We start from the raw sequence: 26780 nt of genomic DNA on the forward strand, positions 1-26780 counted from the left end.
GTCAGACTACGGCACAGCGGTTACAAGGACCAACCCCGTCGCGCCTGCCAGTAAGATGCGCATCACGCAAACTGGAATAGCCAGAAGAACGCCACATCGCCGATAACGTATGCCCTGGGAATGTTCCTACCGACAACGTTGACTTATAGTCAACATCGCAGGGGTTTACCTTTCCATCCCACCAGACGAACATCCGGCGCCACAAGTCTGAACAGGGCTCGCCAAGATCCGTAATCGAGCGGCTGTAAACATTCTCCCAAGGATTGTATTGAACAAATGCAACCTGATCCACCAGACTACCCCATACACGCTGCATGGAGTCGAGGCTTTGGTCGTCAGAGAATTGCACCCCTGATACTCGAGTTATGACAGGCAGACTCGAGTACTGGGTTTGGCGTATCTTCTGGAATCGTTCGATATTACTGAGCACCGTCGCAAGATTGCCGTTCACCCGCAACTTGCTATACAGCGGTTCCTCTGCGGCATCAGCAGAAAACACCACCGTCTTCACACCACCTGAAAGTATCGCGTGACATTTGGCCTCATCCAACAAAGAGGCATTCGTATTAAGTTTCAGGTTAAGAAACTTCCCCTGCGTGTAGCTCAACATTGGAATAATATCCTTGCAGAGCAACGGCTCACCACGTGATGCGAGCGAAATAAATTCGACGTTGCCCTGAGCCTGATCAACAATCTGCCGAAACAACTCGAAGGACATCTGTCCCATATATCCCGCAGATTTTGCCGTAAACGTCGGATCGGTTTCAAAACAGAACACACAGCGAAAATTGCAAACCGACGCGGGCTCAATCTGTAAATATGGCGGGTACTCGTCGAGCACTTTCAGCTGAGGAAAGACTTCATACCGGTAACGATGCACCAAATACCGCGGCAGCACGATATCGTCGTACGTTGCGATCTCTTGCACAACATTCGGAGCCAGAGAAAACCTCGGCTCACGTTCTGGCCCGGCCGGATCAAATAAATCCTTATACACCTGCGCCAAAATTTTCCTGTGCGCGTCTGAAAGACCATTGGCAAGATCATCTCTGCCCCTCAAGGCCGCAACTCGAATCATGACCGCCGCAAGCGCATTGTCATGGCCATGTCGGATCTCGACAAAACTGTTGTGCTTCTTATAGATGGGACCGCTTCCCGTTTCCATGGCTAGATTTACGCCTCCTGAATGCCGTGTTTCCGAAGCCAAAACTCTACCATCGGCACTTGCCATTCATAGTCCACATCGCATCCTCCCCATGATGGGATAGGTGCAATCCGTTGCCCCATCCACTTCTGCGGTAACAGGCCTTCACTCATCTGCTCCAAGCACTTTGGCCGAACTACTGAAACCGACATATCGGCAAAATGCACATCCCCCTGCGAATCCCGATCACAGTTGAGCGTACGAGGATCTCCGAAAGTTTCGAACGGCACAAAAGGCCTTAGGCAACCGTCCGAATGGAGTTTCCGAGCCCGCAAGGGACTCCACATGTTGTACACCGATGTCGTCACGGCTGAATCAAAATGTGCATCCCTACGGAGAGTCTCAATCCCTTGGTCCATCAATTGACTCGTGATCGTTGCGGCGTTGGCGAACAATAGGATCATCAACTCTACCTCTAGTCCCTGCGACGCCAACCTTCTTTGTATTTCCCGATAGCCGTGCACGAACACGTCTTCGCCTAAGGCCTGCTTCGTCGCCAACTCAGCTGGCCGCTCGATGAGCTCTGCGCCATATCCCTTGGCGATGTCCATGATCTCAGGAGAATCCGTGGAGACAAAGATCCGTTCCACATAGCGCGAACCTTTCGCTGCCAGGAGCGGATACGCTGCAAGAGGCCGCCCGAGAACCGGATATACGTTCTTCCCGGGAAACCCAATACTGCCTTTCCGTCCGATCATTAATGCGCAAACCACGGATTTACTCATACCCCTCCCAATCCCTCAGAATATTCGAGGCCATCAAAACTCGCCCCTTGGTATCGGCTTTGCAAATCATGAGTTAACGGGGTCCGCCGAAGCAGAAAGGGCACCTGATTTGCGGAAGCGGCATTAAAGTCCGCCTCTGAATCTCCGACCACTAACACTTGGTCACGAGCATACTGAAATCGCCGCAGCACATCCCCTATTGCCGAAGCTTTTGGTCTCGGAGCGCCGTGCACCTCCCGGAAACAGTGGCCGATCTCCAGCACGTTCAATATTTGCAGAATTTCTTCCTGGGGCGTTGCAGTCAGGAGCACAAAGTACTGCCGGGAATACTGCTCTTGCAAATACTCACGCACACCCGGGACCCATGCCGCATCGATAACAGACTGCCACACCTGTCGCGCAAATCGGTCACAGAATTCATTGACCTGCTCTACTGTCCCTGGCTCGCCGGCCCAGCGAAGATAGATGGGAATCTTTTCAAAGCGCGAAACACCTGCATGGGCTTCATGATGTTCCCGCACACGATCGGCAAGATCCCTGCCGTAGGACAAAAATAGTTGCTCGAACGCAACAGACTTGGCGATCACAGAGTCCTTGATGACCCCGTCGAAATCCCAAAACACCAGCCGTTTGCTGCGGATTAGGTTCCTGGCGTTTGCGCTCTGACCCAAATCTGATTCCAAACCTTTCCCCCGCCAAATGATTCTGCACTGTCGAACAGCGCCGAATGGCGCTTCTCTTTCAACACAAGCCCCGCCTCAAGAAGCAATTTCTGACACTGCTCCGCTTGTTCATGAAAGCTGTCATTGACCTCGATCAATACACCATCCACTTTCTTCAATACAGCCATCGCTCCTCGCAATACGAGATGCTCAATCCCGTCCACATCAATTTTGATGAAGTTCGGTTGTGGCACTCGTAGAAGCTGCACAGCATCCGAACCGGAAACGCCTATGGTCTGGAACTTGAACACCGGTTGCATCCTCTGACCATCCCAGCCGTAGTCTTGTCCGAAGGTCGATAACGCGCCTCCCCAATCAGTCGTTGTCATATTCAATGTGTTTATTGCCATCGAATCGAAAAGCGGTAAGGGAACGATGACAATTTTACCCGTGAGTCCATTGAGACAAATATTCCTGGCAAGCAATTCCAAGTTAAAAACAGAAGGTTCGAACGCAAACACCTGACAGTCCCTAGCCTTGGCAGAGTAACAAGAATATAGACCTACATTTGCGCCAATATCCCATACGACTGCCCCACGGGGGATCGCATCGATCCATTCGAGCGTTTCAGGCTCTTTAGTCGAGAAGCTCTCCACACGAAAACGGTTCAGATTATTGGGCACGGCAAAGGTAAGTGTCGTCTTCTGATGGGTTAAAGTCTGCGTTGCCTGCATTGCCGTATTCACGATGATTTCAAATGCATAGGCACCCGGCCGTGTCTTCCTAAGCCAACGACTACTTGTGCTAAGGGATGCTTTAATAAACTTCTTGCTTGTACTGAACATGGTGTTGGGAGGGCTTCTTTAGCTATCAGTAATCCGACGGACCTGGAGAAGAACTACAGCTGCGAGCGATCAGCGGACTTTCTACTACGCACATCTTCGATCAATTGGATCAACCCCTGCCCTAGGTCCACATGCATCGGTGGTACATATTTCCGCCCAAGTTTTGGCTGGTAGGCATAGGGTGTACGCACATAGTGACCGGGCTGATCGTTGGCAACAAACTCAACGGGCTTGTTCAAGCCTAATATCTCAGCCAGCATTTCAAGCAGATCGAGCACTCGCATGGGTTCCTGCCCAGTAAGGATGACACTTTGGTTGCGAAACTCCTCGCCGAGTGCCGCGACACTGGCACGCGCCGCATCCTCCACATGAATATACTCGCGCAGTGCATCGGCACTGCCCTCGTATCGTACGATGCCGGTCTCCAATGCATTCTTCACAATGCGATACAACCCGTTGCTCAGATCAGCGCGCGGGCCATAGAGCGAGCCATATCGCAGAATCGTGTAGTCGAGTCCGTACGCTCGCTGGTATTCGTCTACATACTGCTCGGCCGCCTGTTTACTGCAACGATAAAAGCCTCCTTGACGGCTATAGACATACACCGTACTGGCATAGACAAAACGCTTTACCCCATGTCGCCGACAGGCTTCCATAACGTACGTGTTACCGAGGACGTTTATTCGCACTGTTTCAACGGGCTTATCGAGGGCTTCGTTCAGATCCGCCAACGCGGCAAAGTTATAAACAACGTCAGAACCAGCAACAGCCGCCGCAACGCCGTCGGCGTCCATGAGATCACCGATCACCATTTCCTGATCTGGCCGCAACCACGAGGACGGATTACGATCGTAAATGCGGACACCATGCCCCTCGTCACTCAGCGCATCGGCGACATGGCTTCCCAGAAATCCTGAACCACCGATCACACAGACTTTTCTCATATCACAAGCCCTGCCGCTGGACATCATATTCACCTGGCGGGACCAAACCCATCAGGGGTTGACCGGTGAGGAATCGCACAGCCTCCTCCGTCGCCTCAATCTCCATACGTATTCTACAGTCTATCGACATGGACCCCATATGCGATGTCAACAAGCATCGCTCACTACTCCCCAACTCGCCCAGATAGGGCTCCTGCTCAAAAACATCGATTGCCGCGCCTGATAAATGCCCTTCTGACAAAACTCTCACTAGATCGTGCTCGTTGATAATACCGCCGCGTGAGGTATTAATCACCGCCGCATCGGCCTTCATACTCTTGAGCTGCTCGTAGCGAATCATATTTTTTGTCTGCCCCGTGAGCGGTAAATGCAAACTGATGACATCGGCCTCTCGGAAAATGGCTTCTTTATCCATCCACTCAAGCTTGAGGGCCGGAGCAACATTTAAAACCGGGTGTAAGTCATTGACCAGCACCCTCGGCGTCCCGAAAGCTGCCAAACGCCGCAATACACGCCCACCAATGCGACCGACACCAAGGATGCCAATGGTGATTTCTGGAATGCGGCGTCCAAAATGGCGATGCCACTCACCGCGATGCATTTGTGAATTCGCGACATGAACGTGGCGCAATAAGGTCAGCATGAGGCCGATCGTAAATTCCGCCACCGCAGGCGCCGGTGCGTCAGGAGTATAACTCACCTGTATCCCGCGTCGCTCCGCTGCTAACAGATCAACATTATCCAGGCCGATGCCCACCCGGGAAATCAGCCTCAAGTTCTTGGCGCGGCTCATGACCATGTCGGTAATCGGCTCAGTCCCTGCGATGAGCACATCAAAGTCTGCCACCATATCAGCTAACTCGTCTTCTTTCAGCTTCCGGCCAATGGGATTGATGACATAGTGAATCCCTGCGCTTTCTAATAGCTCGATAGGTAACCGGTTTTTGTCTGCAAAGGGAACTGTCGTGATCAGGGCCTTAGGCATGGGCTCCCCCTTAAATCTCACCCTCATACATTGCGGTCAGGCGTTGGGGCAATCTTTCGCCCAACCATTAAATCTTCGGCCCCGAGTTTCAACGCGTCTGAAAATATTTCCCAAAGCGGCAACTCCAAAGAGCCTTGAGATTTAATATACTTATCTTTAAACGAAGCATAGTTGTGGACGGAGACCTGCGTCCATGCCTTCAGGTCGATATCGCCCAAACGATAGTTGTCCACGTTGAGCAGGGGGGCAGCAAGACTGGCCTGAAAGCCCTCGATATATGGCTGATACCTGGATACCTGAAGTTCGTCCGTGGTGAGAAAGACCACTGGTTTCCCCCACAGAACCGAGAACGAAAGCGCTGTGGAATAATGGGTAAATACGAGGGAGGCACCTTGTATTAGTCGTGCTGTTTCACCGGCGACAAATTTCCTGCCACCAAAAGGAGATGTTTCGTTGGTGTAGGGAGTCTTCGGATGGGCTGCAATCACAACCGGAATCCCCGTTCGCTCTTCAAACTCAGTAAAGAACTGCTGGAGAGCAGGGAAATATTTCAGTGCACTGACATATGCGGGGGTTCCAGAAATCAAGAAATCATGGCGCTCAACGAGGTTTTGGTCGAGAAACACCGCGTAAGGAGACACCGGCTCAGGCGAGCAGTCACGCAGAGCCAAAAATCTGTCGTAATCGAAGCTGTGCGCCCAAATTTGATACGGCGTTTGCGCGTCGGGACTACCTAAGGTATGAGTCCCCGAAAGAACCGTAATTTCAGCCATATCACTCGTCAGCCCCAGCATCGGATAAAGAGCACACCTGAGTTTTCGATATCTGCCAGATATCATGTCGCGCAAGCGCTTAATTAGCGCTCGAGGCCGTTGCTTCCATTGGCGCATCATGGGTGCAGGCATCACACCCGCAAAAACACGTGAGCGGAGAATGCCAAAACTGCGAAGGGTTTCTCGTATACATCTATGCTGTCCCCTACCAGGTAACAGGTAGTCAATGGCGACAGCCTGATTGCACAAAGGAGCGATAATTCGTTTTATTTCATCGATCGTATGTACCGGAACATACTCAGGGCATTCGTATCTATGGTGTCCGAATGTCGCCCACAATTCAGACCTGAGGAGTGGGGTACAGTCGAGAATATGGACCTGAAAGTGACGGGAAAGAATGTCTATGCCAAAACGCTCATGGTCACGCTTTCGAAAAGGGGTCTCAGTCAAGACAAGAATGTGTCGAATGCTTCCAGCCATATCAATATGAACGTTTCCCTAACAAGAACTCCAAGAACAGGAAATCGAACTCGGTATCGATGTCCAAAGACTCTTCTCTTGACATGAGATAGCCGACGGTTTGACTGGCGACAAATCGTCTTTCCTTTTTGAGCCACGGGATTTCAGCAACATAGACGACGCCGTTCAGAGCATACAGCACCGGCAAATCCTGGCGACGACCAGAAACACTGACATTCATCAACCGGCTGAGATGGTGTTGCTCGTCGAGCTGAAAAACACTGAACGGTGAAGTTTCGGCCTCGCAGATTGAAACGCAAGCCGGCGCCGTACAGTTCAAGCAAAATTCCATTGCTCCGTCAATATGTGCGGCTGTACGCAGCGGAGAGGTTGGTTGCAGCAAAACGACATAGTCAAAACCCTGGTAGCTTTCGATGGCGTGCAGGACCGGTTCGGTGCCTGGGGTTTCATCGCTGGCAAGATGTGCTGGGCGCTGGAGGAGACTCACACCATAGCTAGCCGCGACCTTCAGGATTTCGTCGTCCTCACTACTGACCACAATTTCGTCAAGATACCTGCTGTGCTTTGCCGCCTCAATGGTGTACCAGAGGAGAGGCTTTCCAGAGACGACCCGAAGGTTCTTACGGGGCACGCCTTTGGAGCCTCCGCGTGCAGGGATAACGGCCAGAACACGTTTTCCTTGGATCACTCGAAAAGCTCCGGGTAGTCGATCAGGGCCTGTTGCAAGTCCTCGCGGCGACCAATGTCGAGCCAATAGTCTTCAACATGGTGACACCGTACGGATTGGCCATCCTCAATTAGGCTCGCAAAATGTTCCGGCATATCCAAAAATGTCTGTTTGGGGATACGTGCTACTGCAGGTGGGGAAAGCACGTAGATGCCGGCGTTGACGATGACGCGATGGATGGGTTTTTCCTCCAGAGAGCCAATGCGATCATCCTTGGCGTGCACCACACCGAAAGGAATGCGATATTCGTGCTCACGCACAGCCATTGTGGCCACGGCACTTGTCTCAATATGTCGGTCAAGCAACTGCGAGTAATCTACTTTGGTTAGCAAATCGGCATTGCTCACGAGAATAGGTTTTTCGGGAGGAGGCAGCAGGCTTAGCGCGCCAGCGGTGCCCATGCGCATTGTTTCGCGCAGGTAACGGATGTTGGCACCGAATTTGGCTCCATTGCCGAAATACGCCTCAATCTGGTCGGCGTGATAATTGACCGCCAGCCAGATGTTGCGGTAACCCTGTTCGGCAAAACGGTCGATGATGGTTTCAAGCAACGGTTTATTTCCTACTGGCAGCATTGGCTTCGGGGTGTTGCGTGTGAGCTCCTTGAGCCGAGTTCCGAGCCCGCCAGCCATGATGATCACCCAGTTTTCGTGGGGTTCAGCCTGCAGCAAGTCATCAATGCGCTTTAGGCCGACAACCTTGCCGTCATCATCGACTAGTGGAAGCTGGTGAAGCATATGCTGTCGCATCTTGGACAGCATGACTTCGCGCGAATCGCCGAGGGTTGTCGTAGTTGGGGTGCGGCACATGCACCGCTCAACGGGGTCTGTGAGCGTCATCCCCGCCAGTAACGCGCGGCGAACGTCACCGTCGGAGAGCGTGCCGAGAAGATACCGCTCCTGGTCGACAACGAGCGCCAATTGTGTTGCGGCAGAGTTAATACAAGCCAGCGCTTCCTGGATTGAGGCATGTGGGCCGATCAGGGCTTGCTCCCATTTCATAAGACAATTCCTTCGATGTCGCCAAGGTGGATGACGCGATCTGCTGCCAGATCCCTGCGCGCAGTGGTGCCAATCACGCGGTCGCGCAGCAATGGCGATAGGCCGGTTCCTGGACGCTTGAAGACCAAATCCGCCTTTTCGATGCGTGCTCCGGCAGGAATGTCGCGAGCCGTAACAATGCTCTTACGCGCCATGCGCCGAATTCCTTCTTCTGTTGCCGAAAAGGTCTTTTGAGCATTACCCAGGGCAGCTTCGACGCGTCGGATGGAAGCGACCATGCTGTAGAATTCCTCAATGGTGGCAGATGCATTATGGTCCGGCCCTGGCATGTTCTTGTCGAGGGTGACGTGTTTTTCGATGACCTGTGCTCCAAGGGCCACGGCGGCCAGGCAGGATTCAGCACCGAGGCTGTGATCAGAAAAACCGACTTTGCAGCGGAACTGCTTAGCCAGTTCTGGCATGGCCAGCAGATTCATATCAGCGTGAGGGGACGGGTAGTTGCTAACACAGTGAAGAAGGGTGATGTCTTTCAGTCCTTCGCTGGTAAGGACCACCAAGGAGCTGGCAATTTCGTCAAAATTCGCCATGCCAGTGGAGAGGATGACCGGCTTTTGGCGATGCGCCATATATTCGAGCATGTCGATGGTCAGTAGTTCACCCGACCCCACCTTGAAGCGCGGAACATTGAGCGCCTGATCGAGAAACTCAAGCGAGCCCAGATCGAAAGCCGTGCAGAGATAAAGGATGTCCATCTTTACACAGGCCTGCTGCAACTGCCGGTGAGCATCCTGCGGGAGTTGGAGCCGGCGGGACATTTCAATGACCGAGCCGGCGCCATCGTTCTGTTTCTGATACTCGGCCTTGAAGGCGTCGGCCGAGTACACGGCCTCAGGATCCGCCAACTGAAATTTAATTGCATCTGCGCCGCTGAGCGCAAGGCGTTTTACCATCTCCAGCGCAATCTCGAGCGAACCATTATGGTTGGGGCCGATTTCCGCAATCACAAATGCAGTCATGGCGTATCGCACCAATGGAGAGAAATGCCTTTCATCACGGTAATCAGTCGTGGAGCAGGAGGCAAACAGGGTTTCTCGCCTCGCACCATGTCAAGAATTGCCTTAAGGTAGTTAAATCCCGCTAGATGCGTGGCGGGGTAACCACCGCCAAATCTGGGGTTGAAATCGATGCAGTAGATCGCACCGTCCTTCGCACGCAAGACATCGCAATCGAGATTGCCGATGTGGCCAAACGCCTTCGAGATGCGTCGCCCCAAGTCTTCCAGCGCCTCATCGCGAATAATCTGGGCTTTGTCGGTCTCCCCAGCCCGCATCAGCAATTTACGTTTGACGCAGACGGCAACGAACTCGCCGTCAAGTGCGTTCAGGACGTCTAGACCGAACTCGTCGCCTGCAATAAACGGCTGCAGCATGTCGCGGCCCGAGAGGAAGCCAGCCAGCTCCTCTTTGCGTTCAACCTGCCTCAGGCCGCTCGACCCGCTACCCAGTATGTGTTTCTGGATCACCGGGAAAGGTCCAACATAGGGAGCGGCATCAAACCAAGATTCCGGCGTTGGCAAACCGATGCTACGGCAAAACTTGAAAGTCAGATTCTTGTCGTTACAACGACCTATCACTGCCGGTGCCGATACAATCGCCGTGCATCCGAGCAGGTCAAACTTCTCGCGATGCTGCGCCAAAATCATCGGGTCCAGATCGGACAACGGGAAAATAACTTCGAACCTTTCCCGCCTGACTAGGTCAAGCAACGCAGCCAGGTACGCCTGCGGATTTTCAAGCACCGGCGGCAGCAGATGCGTGCGCTCAGTTGGCACCACCTGCATCGCCGCGCTCAGCAAACTACAATCAGACACATGAATGTGCACCGGATAGCCCGAATGCTCGAGATCCAGTCCAAACTGGACCAGATAGGTACGCCGTCCCGCATTCGTAAACAACACTTTCATTAATAAACCTGTTGACAGTTAAGCTTTGGAATTAGGCACTTGACTGGAGGCAATCTAGCAAATCCTTCGTAACCGCTCGGTGAGCATCACGCACACGTATCGATTCATCTCGATGCATCTTGCTCGTCCCTGGGACTACTCCACTGGATGCCCCAGAGGAATAAGATTCTGTTTTCAGGTGTACGACGCAACAAACCAAAGCAAAACCCTAGCATCCTCAGGCCCTAATATCCGGCGCTCAAATCAACGATATTCTTCAACGGCAATCCTTTGGCAAACGCCACCAGATTTTCCATCACGTCTAGCAGGTTCGGAGAACTCCCGCGCACGGTACCGGCGCGATGCGGTGAAACCAGTGCATTGTCAAACCGGGTGAATTCCACCAGGCCCGCCATGCCATCCACGCCGTCATAGGGTACGTCCAGCGCTGCACCGCGAATACGCCGGTGCTCCAACGCCTCGACCAATGCTACGCGATCGATCACTTCGGCACGGCCGACATTGACGATATACGGCGCGGGGGTTCTCAAACCAAGCTCCGTCACGCCGATCATGCCGCGCGTACTCTCTGTCAGCGGCACCGAAACGATCACGGCATCGGCCAGCGTCATAATCTCTGTCAAATTGGACATCCTGACTCCGGAACGCGGCTGACGCGCACACACCAGAAGCCTGACGTCAAATCCGGTCAGGAAGCGGGCAACGGTCTGATTGATAGCACCATACCCGATTAGGCCTATCGTCGCACCGCTCAACGCGTCGCTCTGATAGGCATCGTCCTCAGAATTACCTTGAGGGCGATACCAAACACCCTTGCGCAACATCCTGTCGTGAAGCGCCACCTTGCGCATTAAGGCAAGCAGCATTGCAATCGCGTGCTCTGCGACTTGCGGGGCATGTGACAGGGAATTGCAGACCGTAATACCGTGCGCCGCCAAAGCCAGCTTGTCCAGCTTCTCTAGCCCCGCGCCGGGGGTTTGTAGCATTTGCAACCGCATGGCCTCCGCAAGGACCGCAGGTGTTATCGCGGAGCCCAACGCTACGTCCGCGTCTTTCGCGAGCGAGATCAACGCCATCTCGTCGAATGTCCGGGGCTCAAGAATCTCGTAAAACGGCGCCAGTCCTTCAAACAGCCAATCCCGGTTGGACCGGGAGAACTGGTGCAACAGCAGCAGATGCGGCTTCGGCATATAGATCAGAGCGACTCTCCAGATTCGACCATTGCCCTGCTAGACCGGTTTGTGGACGCAGGCGATGAATTCATAACTGTCGTGGTTGCAATATTTGAACGACACATGCCCAAGATCGTCTACCACAAACTGCTTGAACAAAGCGGCAAAACTCTCCGCCGTCTTTGGACAATAGCAGCGCAAAAGTTTTTCCTGATCTTTGTGCAATGCATATTCAAATATGTCGTCGGCCACAAATCGTCCCTTGGTGGCAAAGTCACTGGCCGGACCGTTGATATCAACAATCATCTTTCCGCCCGGCTTGAGAATGCGGTGAAATTCATCCACCAATATTTCAATCCGTTCCTTACTCTCAAGCAGCGACAGCACGCTCATACAGATCACATAGTCGAATTCGTTGTCTGCAAAAGGTAAGCGGCGATCGTTTGGATCCAGCCGCAGCACATCGGCGCGCGCAGCCAGCTCTGGCCTGGCGTCCAGTTTACGGCGTACCAGCTTGACCGACTCTTCCGCTGCATCGACGCCGACCGCATGATATCCGCACTCAAGAAGATGGATCATATTCACACCGGTGCCGCAGGCAAAATCAAGCACCTTGCCAGGCAGTTTCTTGAAATACCAACCTTCCAGGCGTACTAGATCCAGTGTTGGATAACGCTTGTCATAACCTCCACGGTAAACATTTTCATATTTGTCCACGTTAGCGGGAACTACCAATGTCGTCATAATGCCCTCCTTAAAATCCAGCGACTTTATCCACAATATTGATCAATGGCAGGCCAGCGATGAAACGGCGAATATTCGTTGTAATTAATTCATAATTGCGTTCGCGAAAGCGGTCAGAGCGGCCCGCCAGATGCGGGGTCACAATGACGCGTTCAAATCCGCGAATCCGATGATCGGCCGGCAAGGGTTCTGGATTGGTGACATCCAGGCCAACGCCGGCAAACTTACCTGCATCCAGCGCTTCCACCAACGCACCGAGATCGACCGTACCACCGCGCGAGACATTCACCAGATAGGCGTCCTGCTTCATGGCATTGAATTGCTCGCGTCCTAGCATATTACGGGACCGCGGGGTAAGCGGCGCCACCATGATGACGACGTCGGCATTGGGCAAAGCCACCATAAGTTGATCGCCGAAATATGTCTTGCGCACGCTGCTGACCAACGGCATGCCTGTTTCAGTAACAACATCAACCGTCATGCCGAAGGCCGACAATCTTTCCGCCACTAACATGCCGATACCGCCGAAGCCAATGACAACGGCCGTTTTGCCTCGCAGCTCAATCGGCGCGGGAAGCCTGTCATTCGTCACGCCTTTCAGGATGAGACCAATGCGCCGACTTAGGCAAAGCGTGAGCGCCACCGCATGTTCCGCCACTTCCGGTCCCTGAATAATCTTCCCGTTGGTCAGCGTGATCGACGAGGTGGCCAGATTGGGAAATAGGTAGAAATCAATCCCTGCGCCTGGCGCATGCGCCCAACGCACGCTTTTGTTGGTCGCCAGAAAATGCTCGGTAAACACCTTGTCGAAGGGGGCCCGGCTCATGCCGATGAGCGCATCGGCTTCGGCGATATCGACCTCGGCACCGTCCGTGCGCACAAAATCGACGGTCGGGAACAGTGTCCGAAATGCGCTGAACTGATCGTCGTATGCGCCCGCAAGAAGTATTTTCATCAATACATGCCTAGCCTGAAGGTTATAAAGAAGCGGCGATGCCGAAGACACAAGCGTCCATGCGCGTCATCCTGACAGCCAAGAATTTTTGTAGCCCTACCATATTAGCAATCAGCTTTCATGAACGTAGCCTCATCGTTGGTGGGGAACTCAATGATCTCGCATTACGCACCGTGACGCGCCATCAGCCACTGGCGGTCACGTGGTGCGAAATGGCGCAGGAGCAGGAGTGTCGGTCGTCGCATGATTAACTGCCAACCACCGTTGTGGTGAACGCATGCAACCGGTTGATGCCCTCGGCAAAGGATGAGCAATCGGTTGCTAGCGAGATGCGCACATGATCATCCCAGTGGCTACCAAAACTGATGCCTGGGCTGGCGGCGACAGCGTGGTTTTGCAGCAGGCCGGCACAGAACGCATCGGAATCCAAGCCGGTGCGCCCAATGTTCAGAAAAGCGAAAAGGCCACCTTCGCTGGCTTGCAATTCCAGCGCTGGGCTCTGGTCGACAACACCCTGGAGGTAATTGGCATTGCGAGCCAGTTGCGCATTGTATTCGGCTAAAAAATCCATAGGCATGGCCAGTGCAGCCACAGCGGCGCATTGAGTAAAGGGCGCCACATTAGTATTCATGTGCTGCTGAAGTTTGCTGATGGTTTTCATGATCGGCCCTTTGGCGGCGAGGTAGCCGATACGCCAACCCGTCATGCTGTACGCCTTGGAGAAACCGTTGATGGTGATGGTTCGCTCCGCTAGTGCAGCCACGGCACCAGGCGAAAGATGCCGTTGCCCTGAAAAATTTAGACGTTCGTAGATTTCGTCAGAAATCAGCCAGCATGAGTGATCTGTCAGGAGTTCGACGAGAACGTCGAGTTCGCGTTGCGTGAGCATCTTCCCGGTCGGATTGTGTGGGAAGTTGATGATGAGAGCTTTGGTGCGCGGCGACAGTCGATGGCGTAAGGCATCAAAATCCAGCGAGAAATCGGCGTGGCACAAATCGATGTTGTGAATGATCGCTTCCGGCTCGGCGATCCGGATCTGCGGAAGATAGCTGGGGTAGCAAGGCAGAATGTTGATGACCTCATCACCCGGTTGCAACAGGGCCGCCAGTGCCAGCGAGAGCGCCATCTTGGCACCCGGGGTCACCATGATTTCTCCAGGTGAAACGGAGATGCCATTGTCAGCGACCAGCTTGGCGCAAATCGCTTCGCGTAACTCCGGCAACCCAAATGGGCTGGAATAACGCGTCATTCCATTGCGCATGGCCTCTATCGCCGCCTCGACGACTGCCGGCGGCGTTGGGAATGCCGGCTCGCCGAGACCGAGGGAAATAATGCGCTCACCCCGTTCGTTCATTTGTCGCGCCACACCGCTGAAGCGCAATTCAAGAGAGTCCTGGATTTCCGGGGATAGTTTCATAGGTCGATAAACCGTTTGCGGAGCAATTTGGCGTTAAGTGGCAGAGTGGCAAGAATATCCGCGATCCGCTGGCCGGATCGCCCATCGCCGTATGGATTGATGAGGTCGCGCAGACCGTCACGGAAATCGTTGGAGATTGCGAGTTGTAAGGCCTCGGCAATATCGGCGCGACCATAGCCGCAATTGATGATGTTGGCGGCCTTAATTTTTCCATCCTGACGTGTACCGATATTGACTACGGGCAGGCGGAAGGTTGGCGCCTCGACCAAGCCGCTTGAAGAGTTTCCAATCATGGCCGTGGCGTTCGCCATGAGGCTGGTGTAACGCTCAGAACCTGCATTGGCAAAAACTTTGGTTTTGGCGGGAACCGCCTGGGCGTAGGCGTTCACCGCAGCGATGATGCTTTGGCTTCCGGGGTCCGCATTTGGATAGGTAATGACGCACGGCAGCGGCGAGTCGGACACAACTTCCAAGAGGGCGGCAATCTGGGTTTCGACGTCCTCCAATTCGAGCGTGACAGGATGGAAACTCAGCAACAGGAATCCCTTAGTGAGATCCAACCCGGTTTCCGCGCACAGTGCTCCGCGATCGAAAATGGCCAGTCTGGTCAGTTCGTCAAGACCCGGAGCACCAACGGTCTGCACGCGCCAATCCTCCTCACCCATCTGCCGAACGCGTTTGGCGTATTCATCGGTCGATACCAGGTGATAGTGACTCATTTTGGTCAGAGCGTGTCGTACCAACTCGTCGATGGCTCCTTCCGTCACAGCACCTCCGTGAATGTGGACGACCGGAAGATTGAACCCCAGGGCGGCGTTTGCACCACTCAACATCTCGTAGCGATCCCCGAGCAAGACCAGCAGATCCGGGCGGTCCCTTGCGAATGACTGTGCCAGCGCTGCAGTCGCCAGCGCAATAGTTTTGCCAACGCCAACGGGAGTGTTACATGCGAGCGTAGCATCCAGGCCCGGCTCGAACTTGAACCCGGCTGCTTCGATTTCGCGCCAGGTTTCGCCGTAGATCGGCGAAAAATGCCCGCCGGTTGCCAGCAGTCGGAGTACGACGTCCGTGCGCGTTTGCAGCGCTCGCAGTACCGGGCGATAGCGGCTGAAGTCTGAGCGTCCGACAGTGAGGACGGCAATGGTTCGGGTCATGGTCGTGTCCAGGGTCGATCGAATAGCACGCTAGCTTGGCCTAATTTAAGGTGGCACTGCTGGGCAAATTGAGCAGACATCTTTCGATGGCCTCAGCGATTGGCAGAGGAGCACGGGGACACTGTGCATACATCGGTAGTTTGTGCATCAACGTCCAACAAGGACGGGCCATGAAACCGGCCTCGTTGAGTGACTGCAGCACAAAGTCCCGCGCTCCCGCGCATGACTCGGGCAAGAGAATGGCATTGAGCCAGTAATTACTTTTTGTCTCGGCTGGTTCGCAAACGAATCTGACCACGGGAACGGAAGAAAATGCGTCTTTGTAGCGGTGTGCAAGGTCGCGTTTCCGAGCCAGAAAGCTTGGCAAGACCTCCATCTGTGCACAGCCGAGCGCTGCGTTGATATTTGGCAATCGATAATTGAACCCGATTGAGTCATGCGTAAGTTCCCACCGATGCGCCACGCGTGCTGTAGTAGTCAGGTGTTTCGCCCGACGGCCAAGTTCCGGGTCATTCGTCAGGATGGCACCGCCCCCACCCGTTGTAATGATCTTGTTGCCATTAAAGCTCAGTGCGGCCACGCGGCCAAAGTTGCCTGTATGAACACCTCGGTAGGTCGAGCCCAGAGACTCGGCTGCATCTTCGACCATAGCTAAGCCATAACGGTCACACACTTTTTGCAGTCCCTCAACGTTGACCGGGTGTCCGAACGTGTGCATCGGTACGACCGCGCGTAATCGACGACCGGTAGATCGGTTGATCCAGACATCTCCAGCGCGTTTTGCAATGATTTCCAGATACCCTTCCAACGCGACTGGGTCTATTCCCAATGTCTCTTCGGCACTATCCACAAAGTGTGGAACCGCACTGCAGTAACTAACGGCATTGGCTGTAGCGACAAAGGTTAATGTCGGAATTAGGACTTCATCGTTGGGTTGTACATCCGCCAGGAGAAGGGCAACATGCAATGCGGCGGTGCCGTTGCAGGTCGCAATCGCGTGCCTGGCGCCGGTATATTCCGAAAGCATGACCTCGAAACGGTCGACGTAGGCTCCGACCGAGGAAACCCAGCCCGTGCGCAGACAATCCAAAACGTATTCTTCCTCTCGGCCTTTAAAACTGGGTTCGTGCAAGGCGACATTGCCGCGCGCAGATGGAATAGCCGCTCGAACTGCTTGCAGTATCTGATTCGCGATGCCCGATGCTTGGCTCATATTCGGCAACGGCCTCAGATGTTGTAGCTGCCCGCCTTGTAGCGGGCGAGATTGGCAGGCTGAACAAACCACTCGATGGTTTCTTGCATACCGCGCTTGAATCCCGCCAGTCCCGCGTATTCGGGTTGCCATCCGCACAATTTCAGGGCTTTGGCGTTGTCAGCCCATAGCCGTTCAACCTCGCTTGCAGCGGGACGCAACCGTTCCGCATCGACCTGAACATCGACGGACTGTCCCATGAGTTCAGCAATCACCCGAACCGCATCGCCGATGGAAATTTCAAAGTTGCTGCCGATATTGATCACTTCACCCAGTGCTGCATCGGACTGGGCCACCGCGAGAAAACCGCGGATGGTATCTTGAACGTAATTGAAGTCGCGCGTCGGCTGCAAGGCTCCGAGTTTGAGTAGCCGAGATCCATTGGCAATTTGCGTGATCACGGTTGGAAGCACGGCGCGGGCCGACTGGCGAGGACCGTAGGTGTTGAACGGACGAATGATACTGACAGGCAAGCCGAATGCGGCAAAGAAAGAATAGGCCAATTGGTCCGCACCAATTTTGGATGCAGAATACGGGGATTGCCCTTGCAGGGGGTGGTCTTCGGTGATGGGAACGAAGCGAGCTGTACCATACACCTCGCTGGTACTAGTATGAACCACACGGACGTTACCGAGGTTGCGGGCCGCCTGCAGGACATTCAGTGTGCCTTTGATGTTGGTCTCGATGTAGGTGTCCGGCGAATGATAGGAGTACGGAATTGCAATGAGCGCGGCCAGATGCATGACGACGTCGCAGCCAGTCATGGCTTTGCATACCCCATGCGGATCGCGAATGTCGCCAGCAAAGACATCGAGATTGGCTTTGATTGCAGGAGCTGCATGATCCAACCATCCCCAGGAGTTGAACGAGTTGTAGAGCACGAACGCACGGACCTCGTGCCCCTCGCGAACCAGCATCTCGGTCAGATGAGAGCCAATGAAACCATCCGCTCCGGTTATCAGAATTCTTTTAAACTGCATATGAGATCCCTTTGCTTCCGCGCCCTAACAGACTGCGCTAATTCACCGGAAAGTCGTTGGTATCGTAGCGTTTGATTTCGTATCGAGCATCTGCCGAGAAATCGGAATCACCAACTTTTGTCGTCAGGGCAAACGCGAAGCCATATTTTTTCAGCTCGGAGATCGTGTGCGCATTGTACGAACCGTAGGGATAGCTCATGGCCAATCCCCGCAATGGCGTTGTCAGCGGAGAGTGAATGGCGTTCAAAAAAGCAATGCTTTCTGAAATCTCGACGCTCTGGTCGAGGTCGTTCAATTCACCCATCCAGTAGTGATTACGCCCATGGGAACCGAAAAACATGCCGTGGCGCGCCATGATGCGGCATTCGTCGAGGCTCAAATAGAGTTCTTCGGCAAATGCCCGCTCATCGATCGACACAAATTCCACGAACAACTGAGATGCGATTTCGTTGCGTAGCTCAAAAGGCAACCCTTTTTGCAACACACGTTTAATGAAAATCATTTCTGCGCCATCAAATCGATTCGCGCGGTAATACTTCGACTTCAACGCTTCAATATCCTCGGCGGCAAAACCATGTTCACCCAAGCGGATGATGAGTCGGGCATACACCTGTTCTACCGACTGTGCCGCGGCAAGCGTGAAGTGGATTTTATTGACGTCCAGCAAACGACGGTCGGTGATGACTGAGACCGGAGGAAAGAACAGTGCACTCACCCTTTCGTCATCCAGAATGGGCAACACGTAGCGGAAATGGTCGGAGTAACCGTCATCAAACGTGAGTAGCGCCCAGTTGTCAGGAATAGACTCTTCTGCTTGCAAACGATCGAAAATCTCCGCCGGGGAACACAGGTGAAAGTGTTTACGCAGGTACCTGAGTTGCCCTCTAAACTCCTCTACACGGCGTCCTTTAATGGACGGGTAACGGCTGGTCTCCAAAGGGCGCACGTAGTGGTACATCAAGATCTTCATAAGGCGTTTCGCACCCTTACACGCGTAGCCATTACCGCTGTGCTTCAAGCACAAACGACGAACTGTATGGCACATAGCGGCAATCAGTAATTTTCTGTCCGGAGACCAGCTGGGCGAGTTGCTTGTGCAATGGTGCCATGTCTTCGTCTCGAATGACGGCCGACGGCAGACCATGAAAATGCACAGGATAGATTGCTCTGGGACGCAGCCCATGCTTGCGCATGCGAGCCATGAGATCGGCTGGAGAGAATTGATACCGGGTATCGACCTTGATTCCGGTAATGGGATGCAACTCTGGCTGAGGATACGTCCTTTCAAGCTGAGTCAGTCTGCGTATCGCTTCCTCCTGCGATGCGCTACCTTGCAACACAATCGATTCGGACAGCAACGACTTGACCGTTCCGAGTTCCATCTCGAGTTCAGTGAAACAGTTGAGGGAGTGGAGATTGAATAGCCGATTTCGAGAGCCCAACGCCAGTGAGCCTCCGGGGACAAGGGTCTTAACGCAATTTGAGAGAAAGATATCCATTTGCTCAAGGGAAATATATTCAATGAACCCCTGCGCGCTAATTACGTCGAAGGTGTCGTCTGGCAATGAAATGTCAAAAAAAGACCCGCATTGAAACTCGGCATCGACCTGTGCGTGGAGTTTATTGGATTCGCATTTGACGATCATTTCCCGGGAAAAATCGAGGCCACTGGCCTTAATGCCTAGCTTCGCTACGGCGATGACCAGTTGACCGGTTCCACAGCCGACGTCGAGGAATCGTTTGACTTGGTTATGCTGCTCTATGACCGTGAGTACGGCGGCATGCCGATTGTCGATGACGCTGTAATCAGCTTGCGTGGCCTTTGTCTGCCAGTCATCAGCATGCGTCGAAAAATAGTTCAGGGTCTGATTTTGTTGGTCCATGATGTTGCCCGCTCCGTTAAGAGGTAAGATCCTCGGCGCGCACCAGTGCGCCTGCTTTTAATGCTTTATTTAAGGGCTTGCCGATAATGCGCTCCATCTCTTGTGGACCAAGGCCCCAGGCTGGACGCAGCCAGGTCAGCCATTCCCTCTTGACCGGCAGACCAACGGGAATGTCGACTACGGTTCCGATTGAGCGACGCATGTGCAATTCCATTTTGAGTTCCGCTTCGGTGCGGGTACGTATTTCGCTGCCCAAGTAACGCTCTGCCTGACGGACTGCTGCGACCAAGGCTGCAAGGTCGGCAGGGTCAGCTGAAAGCTTGTGATCGTGGAACGCTTGATCTTCTTTGCGGTACGTGAAATGTTTTTCCAAGGCGACTGCACCGACTGCAATGGCCAGCTCGCAAGCCTTGATGCCGAGTGTATGGTCAGAATAACCGGTGGGCATGCCAAAACGACGAGCAAGCCAAGTGACATTGCGTAGATTCGCTTCTTCGGCGGGCGTGGGATACGCGGAGACACAGTGCATGAGCATGACCGAGCCATCTTCACGCGCCGAGGGACGTTCCTCCAGTACGACATTTACTGCCGCCTGAATTTCAGCTTCCGTACCCAGTCCAGTGGAAATGATCAGGGGCTTTCGCGTGCGCGTTGCGTGGCGGATCAGTGCGAGAAAGGTCAGATCGCCTGATGAAATTTTGAAGATAGGTTGAATTTCGTCGAGAAAGTCAATGTCGGCAAATCCAAGGGGTGTTGAGAAAAACGTCAGACCTAGTGATCTGGCAAGCGCCGCCAGGCGACGAAACGCATCGTGCGATAGGCAGAATCGTCCAACCCGTTCAAAGCGTTCGGGCTGTTCGGTAGAAACGTAATGTTCGGGGACGAAGGTCTGGAATTTCACGGCATCGGCTCCCGCAGCTGCTGCCTTGCGGATCAGATCGGCTGCAACTTCTTCGCTTCCTTCATGATTGACTCCGATCTCGGCGATAATCCAGGCACGCTTGAGGGTTTTGAAGTTCATGTGGATCTCCATTAAGGGAATAGTAGCTGGCGCGCCGCACCACTTTCACTCTGCGCCGCGGTCAAAAGCTCTGCAACCGCCCAGTCAAAGTAGCTGACTAATCGGACAGCGGCTCGTTGATCCAAAATAACATTGCCAACGCGAGCCTTGGGTTGCGCCTGGTCAGTAAGCACTTGCTCTCGTCTTAGAAGTCGCATTGAGCCGACTTCACGGTAGATTTCTTCGCGTTCCAGCCGCAGGCGGTTGGCTTCACTGACGGCAACAAGTCCGTGTCCGTTGTGCCGGTAGAAGTTGTCGGTCTCGGGGCGAACACCGATTACAACGTCCGTATCGAAGAGTTCCATGACTTCGATGGCCGCATTGAGATGACGGGCAGCACGAAAGGGGGATTCGATCGACAATTGGAAAACGGCATCGAAATGTTCGCCCGAGGCTTCTGCCACTTCCAGAGCGTGACGCAGGGTTGCGATAAGTGGTGTATTGGGGGTGGCCAATGCGGCAGGGCGTTCAACCGCCAATGGCGTGTGGCCCGGAAACTTACGGACATATTCGATGAGCGCATGGTCCGGTGTACTGACAATAACCTGGCGGATGCGACGAGCCTCACAGGCAGCTTGCAGTGTCCAGTCTAGCAGTGGTTTCCCACCCAAGGGCTTGAGTGCCGGACTGGCAGGGTCGATACTCGGGCCACGCACTGCGATTACGGCCAATACGTTGAGCGGGCTTCCCTTGCGTTCGGCCATACGGCGCACAATCTCCGAGCGCGTGGCGAGAATGTTTTCTTCATTGCGGGTCAAATTGTTGCCGTGCTGTCGATAGAAAAACAGTGGCAAATTGACGTTTTGCACTTCGAAGTGCTCGATGAAGCGGATCCACAAATCGTAGCCGTCCTGGCATCGAAAGCTTTCGTCATAGCCGCCGACTTCGCGCAGGCAGTCGCAACGAATCATCGTGCATGCCCCATGCGCCGGTTGGTCGAGCAGCGTCACGTCGTCGAAATCGTGCCGGCGAACTTGTTCGGTGACATGGCCCTCTTGATCCACAAGATAGTAATCTGGAAACACTAGCCCAACATTGGGATGGCGCTCCAGGACATTGCTCAATACCTCGATGGCGTGTGGGTCCAACCAGTCGTCGGCGTCCAGGCGCATGATATAGCGCCCTCGGGCCACGCGCAGTGCGATGTTATTGGTGACGTTGAGCCCCTTGTTCTGCTGAAAAATCGGCAGAATCTTGGGGTGGACGGCATAGGCTTCTATGATGGCACGCGAGTTGTCCGTCGAGCCATCGTCAATGACGATCAGTTCAAAATCCTGTAGCGTCTGCGCCAATACGCTTTCAATCGCCTGACGAATGTACCGCTCGTAGTTGTAGCTTGTGATGTAGACGGTCACCAGCGGGGCTTGATCGTGCTCAATGCTCATATTGCGTTCCGGTTAGGGCTGCCCAAGTAATCGACTCCATACAATGGCGGTGTCGACCTGCGGCGGGGCTTGTCGTTGCCGAACACCGGCATTGATCGCCAGTATTTCGGGATGATTGATAAAAAACTCGACAATGTCGTCCAAGCGGTAATCGAGGGGTTTGCCTTTGGCGCGCATGCCCTCCAGGAGTTTGCGAATGACTTCATAGTCCTCCGCGGTATCCAGCGTCAACCGCCAGTTGTGCGCGTGCTTTTGATCAACAGGGATGTGGCCAATACGGTACTGATCGCTGTGATGAGTGACGTAGAACGTCAGGTACTCGGTGCCTTCTGGGGCTTTGGCCAAGCGGTGAATCTGCCGCAACAAGCGGGCGTCGAAGTATTCGACTTCGGTGCCGCTTGGTAAGGCCTTGAGGTCGGAATATTCGGCGTTGCTGGCAAGATGATGTGCGAGGCCGCGATCGACGTAGTCGGGATCGACCAAAATATCGTCGCCTGTGACGCGCAGCACGACATCAACCTCGTGTCCTTCGAGTGCTCCCAGCATGCGTCCGAGCACGTCTTCCACGGGACCCCGGCTTACAGAGACATTGCACGCTTCGGCCAGCTGTGCCAAGGGGGTGTCCTCGTCCAGCGTCGTCGTGCAGAAAACGATACGGTCGATTGATTTTACCTGCTTGAGTCGCTCCAGTAGATGCTGAAGCGCTGGCATGCCAGCCATGTCGAGCAAGGCCTTGCCAGGAAGCCGGCTGGAGCGCGAGCGCGCAACAACCATCGCCCAAGTGGTGCAGTTGACGTCGGCTCGAGTGACAATATCTTCAACTGCCAGGTCATGCGTCAATGACCGGCCAATCAACTGTTCCAATTCGGCTGCATCGCGACCGTCGTCGGGAACGCGCTTCATCAACAAATCCGAGGGAGCAAGAATTGTCCCCGCCGGCAAGTCAACAGCCGCCACCCAGCGTTTCTTTACCGTGTTCCTGTATTGGCGTTCTGCCGCACTGAAGGTGTCAGGACGTGCTCCCAGTGCGGTTTCACTTTTACGCACTTCGGCAACGAAATTGGCAAACTCGTGAGGTTCCAGAGATGAATAGTAGTCGACCCCCTTTGCGGCGCGGTCCAGGGTTACATGTTTCTCGATAACCTGGGCACCCATGGCAATAGCTAGTAGCGGCAGGGTGATCGCAAACGGATCACTACCATCGACATGGTCCTGATATCCAATATCGGCTACCGTGCCAAAATTGTCCTGCAGCCAAGATAGTCGCTTGAGCGTTGAATCCTCCACCGCCGTCGGGTAGCTTTGAAAACCATGCAGCAGCACAGGCCGGTGCTTCCGGCCTAGCAGATTGATCGCATAGGCGATTTCTCGAGCAGTGCTACCGCCGGTCGATAGAAAAACACGCGTTGCAGGCAAGTTTGCCAAGGTTTGCAGCAGCGGTTGATTGCCCAAGTCGGACGAATGTACCTTGAAACCATCAACGCCTGAGGCACAAGCAACCCCCAGTGCATCCAGGCCAAAGACGTCGCAATAAACACGCCCGCCCCTGTTTTTCAGGGAAAGAATGAGTTCTTTCCAGACGTCGCGAGAGAACGATTGGCGTTCAAAGTGAGCATAGCGCGGATGTGCCCGAACCAAGAGCTCATGGGCAAAATATATTTGAAACTTGACCGCATCAGCCCCTGCGTCCAAGACCCGAAGCGCCAGCTCCAGCGCCAACTTTGGATTGCCCTGATGTGCATTGGCAATTTCGGCGACGACTTCAATACGACTCATGTAGGCCCTCGAATCTCGTTGCCGGCAACCACTCGTTAAACGCAACGAGTGGTTGCACCGTGCTGCTGATCAAACAGACTCGCATGCTAGCGTACTGAACCGGTTTCTGCTCTCGCCCCATGATCTATGAAAGGGGAAAGGATGCGTTGAATGCAGGATTCTTTAGCGTGAATGCCGTCATAGAATTCCGAAGCCGCGCATTGAGCTTTAGCGGCACTATATGCGCCCAAAACAGGTATGTTCAGTGGTTGGGCGATGCCTCGAATTGACGCTTCTGCGTCCTGTGTCAATTTCCAGTCCCGTCTCCCCTGCTGATGCTCCTCGACCAGCGGGTGATAGGGCGCCAGAAAAATAGCGATCCGAATACCCTTGGATTGAAGGTATATCAGGAATTGACGAAAAGCCTGAATGCGTTCCGCGTCCAACTCGCGATACCCGTCGTAGGAATGCATGCGACCGCGTGCGCTTCGCAGCACTTCCGCCGCGATTGATTCAGGGGAAAGCGTGATTTGATCTTCCGGGTACTTGAGGCTGCCGTCATGCCTGCGCACAGCGCAGGGGCTAGCGTCATCGAAACGAAGTTGGTCCAGGCCACACTCATTCTCGACGCTATCTGGACTGGTCAGCCCTTTCCAAGCTTTGAGTCCGGAAAAATAGCCGGTCCAGTGCAGTGCGTCGTTCATCCCCATGCGTTTCGGGTCGATGCGCAGTTGGGGCGCCAATGTGCGCACTCCCTCCTCCATAGGCCAGATAACAAAGCGTTCTTCCTTGAAGATCCAGGGGTCCGCACCGATGAGCACAACTTTGGGAGTCATGCCCCGCTGTGCGTACTGCCCGAGGACGCTGAAGTAGTGCACCAAACGAGCCGACGAAATGGCGTTATTGCTGACACTCGACTCACGCAACATCTTCTCACCAACCAGCAGCGCCCGACTGGAGCCCAACACGACGATTTCCGGTGCGGCCAGCCGTTGGCCGATGGTTTCAGTGACCAATGCACGGATGCGGAAATCTTGACGCCCGGCGATGTCGTAGCCCTCAAGCATCTTCGCGGCCATCCAGCGTTCTCGTGGATAGCCCCGCCACATTCGACCTTCCTCGTCCTCATAAATATTGATACCAAGAATAACAAGTTGAGTGAGGAGCAGAACGGTGAGAAATACGACAGCGAAGCGCATGTCAGCTCAGAAGTTGAAGTAAAGAAATTCACTGGGCTGCCCGATCTTTGAGATGGCGTAAGTTGCCAGAGCGCCCAAGGTGAGACCATAGACTGTTGTGGGGCGCCAACAAAGAAGCCCGAACTGTTTGGCGGCAAGGAGCGGTTTTTTATCCCATATCCATTGCTGGGAGTTCGGCAGCGCCAGGCAAATCGCGAGCAAGCCGAGAATCCATGGGAGGGCGGCAACACGCATTTGCGTGGCCGGCGCGAACGTGAAACCGAGAGCTTCCAGCCAATGGGCCAGCGGGCCGAAATAGGCACGATAATTTAACTCCAGGACAAACCCCTGGAGCCCGAGCATGCCGTACATCATGTTTATAGCGGTTTGCAGGCTATCCGCCCGAAAGAACACCCACGCGAAAACGACACAGATAAAGGTCAGTACCCAATAGGCTGCGTTCAATGCGATGTTGGGCGCGCTAGCCCGAAACGCTGAACGCCAAGCATGATTGATCAGTAGATACATACCATGGAGGCCGCCCCACACCACGAACGTCCAGCCGGCGCCATGCCAGAGTCCTCCAAGCAGCATGACAATGATCAGATTCAAATACCGCCGCAGTTCCCCCACGCGGTTTCCGCCGAGAGGGATGTACAGATAGTCGCGCAGAAAACGCGCGAGAGTCATGTGCCAGGTACGCCAAAATTCGATAATGCTGAGCGATTTGTAGGGGGATGCGAAATTGACCGGCATGCGTATACCGAAAAGTAGGGCTGCGCCGATCGCCATATCGCAGTAGCCTGAAAAATCGAAATAGAGCTGAAGCGTATAAGATAGCGAACCCTGCCAGGCTTCCAAAAAAGAAACGCTGCCCATTCTGGCGGCTTCAAATACATCGGTTGCGTAAGGAGCGATGTTGTCCGCTAGCAGGATTTTCTTGGCCAGGCCCAACGCGAAGAACGAAAGTCCTTCGGCTATCCGCTCCCAATTGACGCGGAACGTTTGCGCATCGTCGAACTGGGGCATGATTTCCTTGTGATGCAGGATGGGACCGGCAATCAGGTGCGGGAAAAAAGTGGCAAACAAGAGGTACTTCGTGAAGTGATATTCGCGCGCTTCGCTCCGCCAGACATCTACCAGATAGGCGATTTGGGTGAAAGTGAAAAAGGAGATACCCAAGGGAAGAATGATGCGATCCACCGAGAATGCATGGCCCGAGACCAGCACGAGATTGTCGAGAAAGAAATTGGCATACTTATAGTAGCCAAGGAGACACAGGTTGGTGACGATGCCCAACGCCAACCAAAATGCCGTGTACCGACCAGCACCAATGCGTCGGCCGATCAGGTAGTTAAATACTACGGAACCTACCAGCAACGTGAGATAGCGGGGATCCCACCAAGCATAAAAAGCCAGAGAGGCCGCTACGAGCCAAACGATGGCGGCGTTCGGCGACCGCTTGCCCAGCACGAAATAACCGAGTGCGACCCCCGGAAGAAACACAAAAATACATTCGATGGAATTGAACAGCAT

Annotated in this window: 26 protein-coding genes; 1 reads left to right on the forward strand and 25 read right to left on the reverse strand. The window is 54.0% G+C overall.

From position 1 onward, the window contains the following. Position 1 precedes the first annotated feature (1 nt). From Q7U76_17990 to Q7U76_18055, 14 genes are all read right to left on the reverse strand, one after another. Positions 2-1165 (reverse strand): SPASM domain-containing protein, encoded by a 1164-nt coding sequence (locus Q7U76_17990; GenBank protein MDO8358272.1) that lies wholly within the window; start codon positions 1163-1165, stop codon positions 2-4. An 8-nt stretch (positions 1166-1173) separates the two neighbouring features. Further along, positions 1174-1929 carry a cytidylyltransferase gene (locus tag Q7U76_17995; GenBank protein MDO8358273.1) on the reverse strand — a complete coding sequence of 252 codons (756 nt, stop codon included), beginning with the start codon at positions 1927-1929 and terminating at the stop codon, positions 1174-1176. Next, positions 1926-2552: an HAD hydrolase-like protein gene (locus Q7U76_18000; GenBank protein ID MDO8358274.1), complete on the reverse strand. Its 627-nt coding sequence runs from the start codon at positions 2550-2552 to the stop codon at positions 1926-1928. Before Q7U76_18000 ends, Q7U76_17995 begins: the two co-directional genes overlap by 4 nt. 17 nt (positions 2553-2569) lie before the next feature. Further along, a complete protein-coding gene (locus Q7U76_18005; GenBank protein MDO8358275.1) occupies positions 2570-3436 on the reverse strand; it encodes an FkbM family methyltransferase in 867 nt (288 codons plus the stop codon). 53 nt (positions 3437-3489) lie between these two features. Continuing rightward, positions 3490-4380, reverse strand: coding sequence for an NAD(P)-dependent oxidoreductase (locus tag Q7U76_18010; protein ID MDO8358276.1), 891 nt, complete (start codon positions 4378-4380; stop codon positions 3490-3492). Position 4381: 1 nt separating this feature from the next. Continuing rightward, on the reverse strand, positions 4382-5365 hold the full coding sequence (locus Q7U76_18015; protein ID MDO8358277.1) for a phosphoglycerate dehydrogenase: 984 nt from the start codon (positions 5363-5365) through the stop codon (positions 4382-4384). Positions 5366-5388: 23 nt separating this feature from the next. Then, the gene (locus Q7U76_18020) at positions 5389-6138 is read right to left on the reverse strand and encodes a hypothetical protein (GenBank protein ID MDO8358278.1); all 750 of its coding nucleotides are present in this window, start codon (positions 6136-6138) and stop codon (positions 5389-5391) included. 481 nt (positions 6139-6619) lie between these two features. Beyond that, positions 6620-7306 carry an acylneuraminate cytidylyltransferase family protein gene (locus tag Q7U76_18025; protein MDO8358279.1) on the reverse strand — a complete coding sequence of 229 codons (687 nt, stop codon included), beginning with the start codon at positions 7304-7306 and terminating at the stop codon, positions 6620-6622. Further along, the gene (locus Q7U76_18030) at positions 7303-8346 is read right to left on the reverse strand and encodes a nucleotidyltransferase family protein (protein ID MDO8358280.1); all 1044 of its coding nucleotides are present in this window, start codon (positions 8344-8346) and stop codon (positions 7303-7305) included. The genes Q7U76_18025 and Q7U76_18030 overlap by 4 nt, the downstream gene beginning before the upstream one ends. Continuing rightward, positions 8343-9362 (reverse strand): N-acetylneuraminate synthase family protein, encoded by a 1020-nt coding sequence (locus Q7U76_18035; protein ID MDO8358281.1) that lies wholly within the window; start codon positions 9360-9362, stop codon positions 8343-8345. Before Q7U76_18035 ends, Q7U76_18030 begins: the two co-directional genes overlap by 4 nt. Further along, entirely contained in the window at positions 9359-10309 is a 951-nt protein-coding gene (locus Q7U76_18040) for an ATP-grasp domain-containing protein (protein MDO8358282.1), read from the reverse strand. The genes Q7U76_18035 and Q7U76_18040 overlap by 4 nt, the downstream gene beginning before the upstream one ends. 224 nt (positions 10310-10533) lie before the next feature. Further along, positions 10534-11499, reverse strand: a complete 966-nt coding sequence (locus tag Q7U76_18045; GenBank protein ID MDO8358283.1) for an NAD(P)-dependent oxidoreductase — start codon at positions 11497-11499, stop codon at positions 10534-10536. Between the two features lie 39 nt (positions 11500-11538). Then, on the reverse strand, positions 11539-12225 hold the full coding sequence (locus tag Q7U76_18050) for a class I SAM-dependent methyltransferase (GenBank protein ID MDO8358284.1): 687 nt from the start codon (positions 12223-12225) through the stop codon (positions 11539-11541). Positions 12226-12235: 10 nt separating this feature from the next. Continuing rightward, positions 12236-13180: a D-2-hydroxyacid dehydrogenase gene (locus Q7U76_18055; GenBank protein MDO8358285.1), complete on the reverse strand. Its 945-nt coding sequence runs from the start codon at positions 13178-13180 to the stop codon at positions 12236-12238. Between the two features lie 38 nt (positions 13181-13218). On the opposite strand from Q7U76_18055, the gene Q7U76_18060 reads away from it, so the two are divergent. Then, positions 13219-13431, forward strand: a complete 213-nt coding sequence (locus tag Q7U76_18060; GenBank protein MDO8358286.1) for a hypothetical protein — start codon at positions 13219-13221, stop codon at positions 13429-13431. Here the strand turns inward: Q7U76_18060 and Q7U76_18065 are convergent. From Q7U76_18065 to Q7U76_18115, 11 genes are all read right to left on the reverse strand, one after another. Then, entirely contained in the window at positions 13428-14597 is a 1170-nt protein-coding gene (locus Q7U76_18065) for an aminotransferase class I/II-fold pyridoxal phosphate-dependent enzyme (GenBank protein ID MDO8358287.1), read from the reverse strand. The two genes, Q7U76_18060 and Q7U76_18065, sit on opposite strands and share 4 nt — an antisense overlap. Then, on the reverse strand, positions 14594-15751 hold the full coding sequence (gene neuC, locus Q7U76_18070) for a UDP-N-acetylglucosamine 2-epimerase (GenBank protein ID MDO8358288.1): 1158 nt from the start codon (positions 15749-15751) through the stop codon (positions 14594-14596). Before neuC ends, Q7U76_18065 begins: the two co-directional genes overlap by 4 nt. A 40-nt stretch (positions 15752-15791) precedes the next feature. After that, the gene (locus tag Q7U76_18075; GenBank protein ID MDO8358289.1) at positions 15792-16964 is read right to left on the reverse strand and encodes a LegC family aminotransferase; all 1173 of its coding nucleotides are present in this window, start codon (positions 16962-16964) and stop codon (positions 15792-15794) included. A gap of 14 nt (positions 16965-16978) precedes the next feature. After that, positions 16979-17983 carry an NAD-dependent 4,6-dehydratase LegB gene (locus tag Q7U76_18080; protein ID MDO8358290.1) on the reverse strand — a complete coding sequence of 335 codons (1005 nt, stop codon included), beginning with the start codon at positions 17981-17983 and terminating at the stop codon, positions 16979-16981. Positions 17984-18020: 37 nt separating this feature from the next. Then, the gene (locus Q7U76_18085; protein MDO8358291.1) at positions 18021-18941 is read right to left on the reverse strand and encodes a polysaccharide deacetylase family protein; all 921 of its coding nucleotides are present in this window, start codon (positions 18939-18941) and stop codon (positions 18021-18023) included. Positions 18942-18984: 43 nt separating this feature from the next. After that, positions 18985-19866, reverse strand: a complete 882-nt coding sequence (locus tag Q7U76_18090; GenBank protein ID MDO8358292.1) for a class I SAM-dependent methyltransferase — start codon at positions 19864-19866, stop codon at positions 18985-18987. A gap of 16 nt (positions 19867-19882) precedes the next feature. After that, on the reverse strand, positions 19883-20887 hold the full coding sequence (locus tag Q7U76_18095) for an N-acetylneuraminate synthase family protein (GenBank protein ID MDO8358293.1): 1005 nt from the start codon (positions 20885-20887) through the stop codon (positions 19883-19885). 11 nt (positions 20888-20898) lie between these two features. Beyond that, positions 20899-22311, reverse strand: a complete 1413-nt coding sequence (locus Q7U76_18100; protein ID MDO8358294.1) for a glycosyltransferase — start codon at positions 22309-22311, stop codon at positions 20899-20901. Between the two features lie 12 nt (positions 22312-22323). Beyond that, entirely contained in the window at positions 22324-24087 is a 1764-nt protein-coding gene (locus Q7U76_18105; protein MDO8358295.1) for an N-acetylneuraminate synthase family protein, read from the reverse strand. 86 nt (positions 24088-24173) lie between these two features. Beyond that, the gene (locus tag Q7U76_18110; protein ID MDO8358296.1) at positions 24174-25265 is read right to left on the reverse strand and encodes a hypothetical protein; all 1092 of its coding nucleotides are present in this window, start codon (positions 25263-25265) and stop codon (positions 24174-24176) included. Positions 25266-25271: 6 nt separating this feature from the next. Then, positions 25272-26780 (reverse strand): MBOAT family protein, encoded by a 1509-nt coding sequence (locus Q7U76_18115; protein MDO8358297.1) that lies wholly within the window; start codon positions 26778-26780, stop codon positions 25272-25274.

The organism is Nitrospirota bacterium (genome assembly GCA_030645475.1).
In the GTDB taxonomy this organism is placed as follows: domain Bacteria; phylum Nitrospirota; class Nitrospiria; order Nitrospirales; family Nitrospiraceae; genus Palsa-1315.

What these genes read in the sequence shown, in the direction of transcription:
- Q7U76_17990 (MDO8358272.1), bottom strand. Translation starts at nt 1,165, where the DNA reads ATGGAAACGGGAAGCGGTCCCATCTATAAGAAGCACAACAGTTTTGTC.
- Q7U76_17995 (MDO8358273.1), bottom strand. Translation starts at nt 1,929, where the DNA reads ATGAGTAAATCCGTGGTTTGCGCATTAATGATCGGACGGAAAGGCAGT.
- Q7U76_18005 (MDO8358275.1), bottom strand. Translation starts at nt 3,436, where the DNA reads ATGTTCAGTACAAGCAAGAAGTTTATTAAAGCATCCCTTAGCACAAGT.
- Q7U76_18010 (MDO8358276.1), bottom strand. Translation starts at nt 4,380, where the DNA reads ATGAGAAAAGTCTGTGTGATCGGTGGTTCAGGATTTCTGGGAAGCCAT.
- Q7U76_18015 (MDO8358277.1), bottom strand. Translation starts at nt 5,365, where the DNA reads ATGCCTAAGGCCCTGATCACGACAGTTCCCTTTGCAGACAAAAACCGG.
- Q7U76_18020 (MDO8358278.1), bottom strand. Translation starts at nt 6,138, where the DNA reads ATGGCTGAAATTACGGTTCTTTCGGGGACTCATACCTTAGGTAGTCCC.
- Q7U76_18030 (MDO8358280.1), bottom strand. Translation starts at nt 8,346, where the DNA reads ATGAAATGGGAGCAAGCCCTGATCGGCCCACATGCCTCAATCCAGGAA.
- Q7U76_18035 (MDO8358281.1), bottom strand. Translation starts at nt 9,362, where the DNA reads ATGACTGCATTTGTGATTGCGGAAATCGGCCCCAACCATAATGGTTCG.
- Q7U76_18040 (MDO8358282.1), bottom strand. Translation starts at nt 10,309, where the DNA reads ATGAAAGTGTTGTTTACGAATGCGGGACGGCGTACCTATCTGGTCCAG.
- Q7U76_18045 (MDO8358283.1), bottom strand. Translation starts at nt 11,499, where the DNA reads ATGCCGAAGCCGCATCTGCTGCTGTTGCACCAGTTCTCCCGGTCCAAC.
- Q7U76_18050 (MDO8358284.1), bottom strand. Translation starts at nt 12,225, where the DNA reads ATGACGACATTGGTAGTTCCCGCTAACGTGGACAAATATGAAAATGTT.
- Q7U76_18055 (MDO8358285.1), bottom strand. Translation starts at nt 13,180, where the DNA reads ATGAAAATACTTCTTGCGGGCGCATACGACGATCAGTTCAGCGCATTT.
- Q7U76_18060 (MDO8358286.1), top strand. Translation starts at nt 13,219, where the DNA reads ATGCCGAAGACACAAGCGTCCATGCGCGTCATCCTGACAGCCAAGAAT.
- Q7U76_18065 (MDO8358287.1), bottom strand. Translation starts at nt 14,597, where the DNA reads ATGAAACTATCCCCGGAAATCCAGGACTCTCTTGAATTGCGCTTCAGC.
- neuC (MDO8358288.1), bottom strand. Translation starts at nt 15,751, where the DNA reads ATGACCCGAACCATTGCCGTCCTCACTGTCGGACGCTCAGACTTCAGC.
- Q7U76_18075 (MDO8358289.1), bottom strand. Translation starts at nt 16,964, where the DNA reads ATGAGCCAAGCATCGGGCATCGCGAATCAGATACTGCAAGCAGTTCGA.
- Q7U76_18080 (MDO8358290.1), bottom strand. Translation starts at nt 17,983, where the DNA reads ATGCAGTTTAAAAGAATTCTGATAACCGGAGCGGATGGTTTCATTGGC.
- Q7U76_18085 (MDO8358291.1), bottom strand. Translation starts at nt 18,941, where the DNA reads ATGTACCACTACGTGCGCCCTTTGGAGACCAGCCGTTACCCGTCCATT.
- Q7U76_18090 (MDO8358292.1), bottom strand. Translation starts at nt 19,866, where the DNA reads ATGGACCAACAAAATCAGACCCTGAACTATTTTTCGACGCATGCTGAT.
- Q7U76_18095 (MDO8358293.1), bottom strand. Translation starts at nt 20,887, where the DNA reads ATGAACTTCAAAACCCTCAAGCGTGCCTGGATTATCGCCGAGATCGGA.
- Q7U76_18100 (MDO8358294.1), bottom strand. Translation starts at nt 22,311, where the DNA reads ATGAGCATTGAGCACGATCAAGCCCCGCTGGTGACCGTCTACATCACA.
- Q7U76_18105 (MDO8358295.1), bottom strand. Translation starts at nt 24,087, where the DNA reads ATGAGTCGTATTGAAGTCGTCGCCGAAATTGCCAATGCACATCAGGGC.
- Q7U76_18110 (MDO8358296.1), bottom strand. Translation starts at nt 25,265, where the DNA reads ATGCGCTTCGCTGTCGTATTTCTCACCGTTCTGCTCCTCACTCAACTT.
- Q7U76_18115 (MDO8358297.1), bottom strand. Translation starts at nt 26,780, where the DNA reads ATGCTGTTCAATTCCATCGAATGTATTTTTGTGTTTCTTCCGGGGGTC.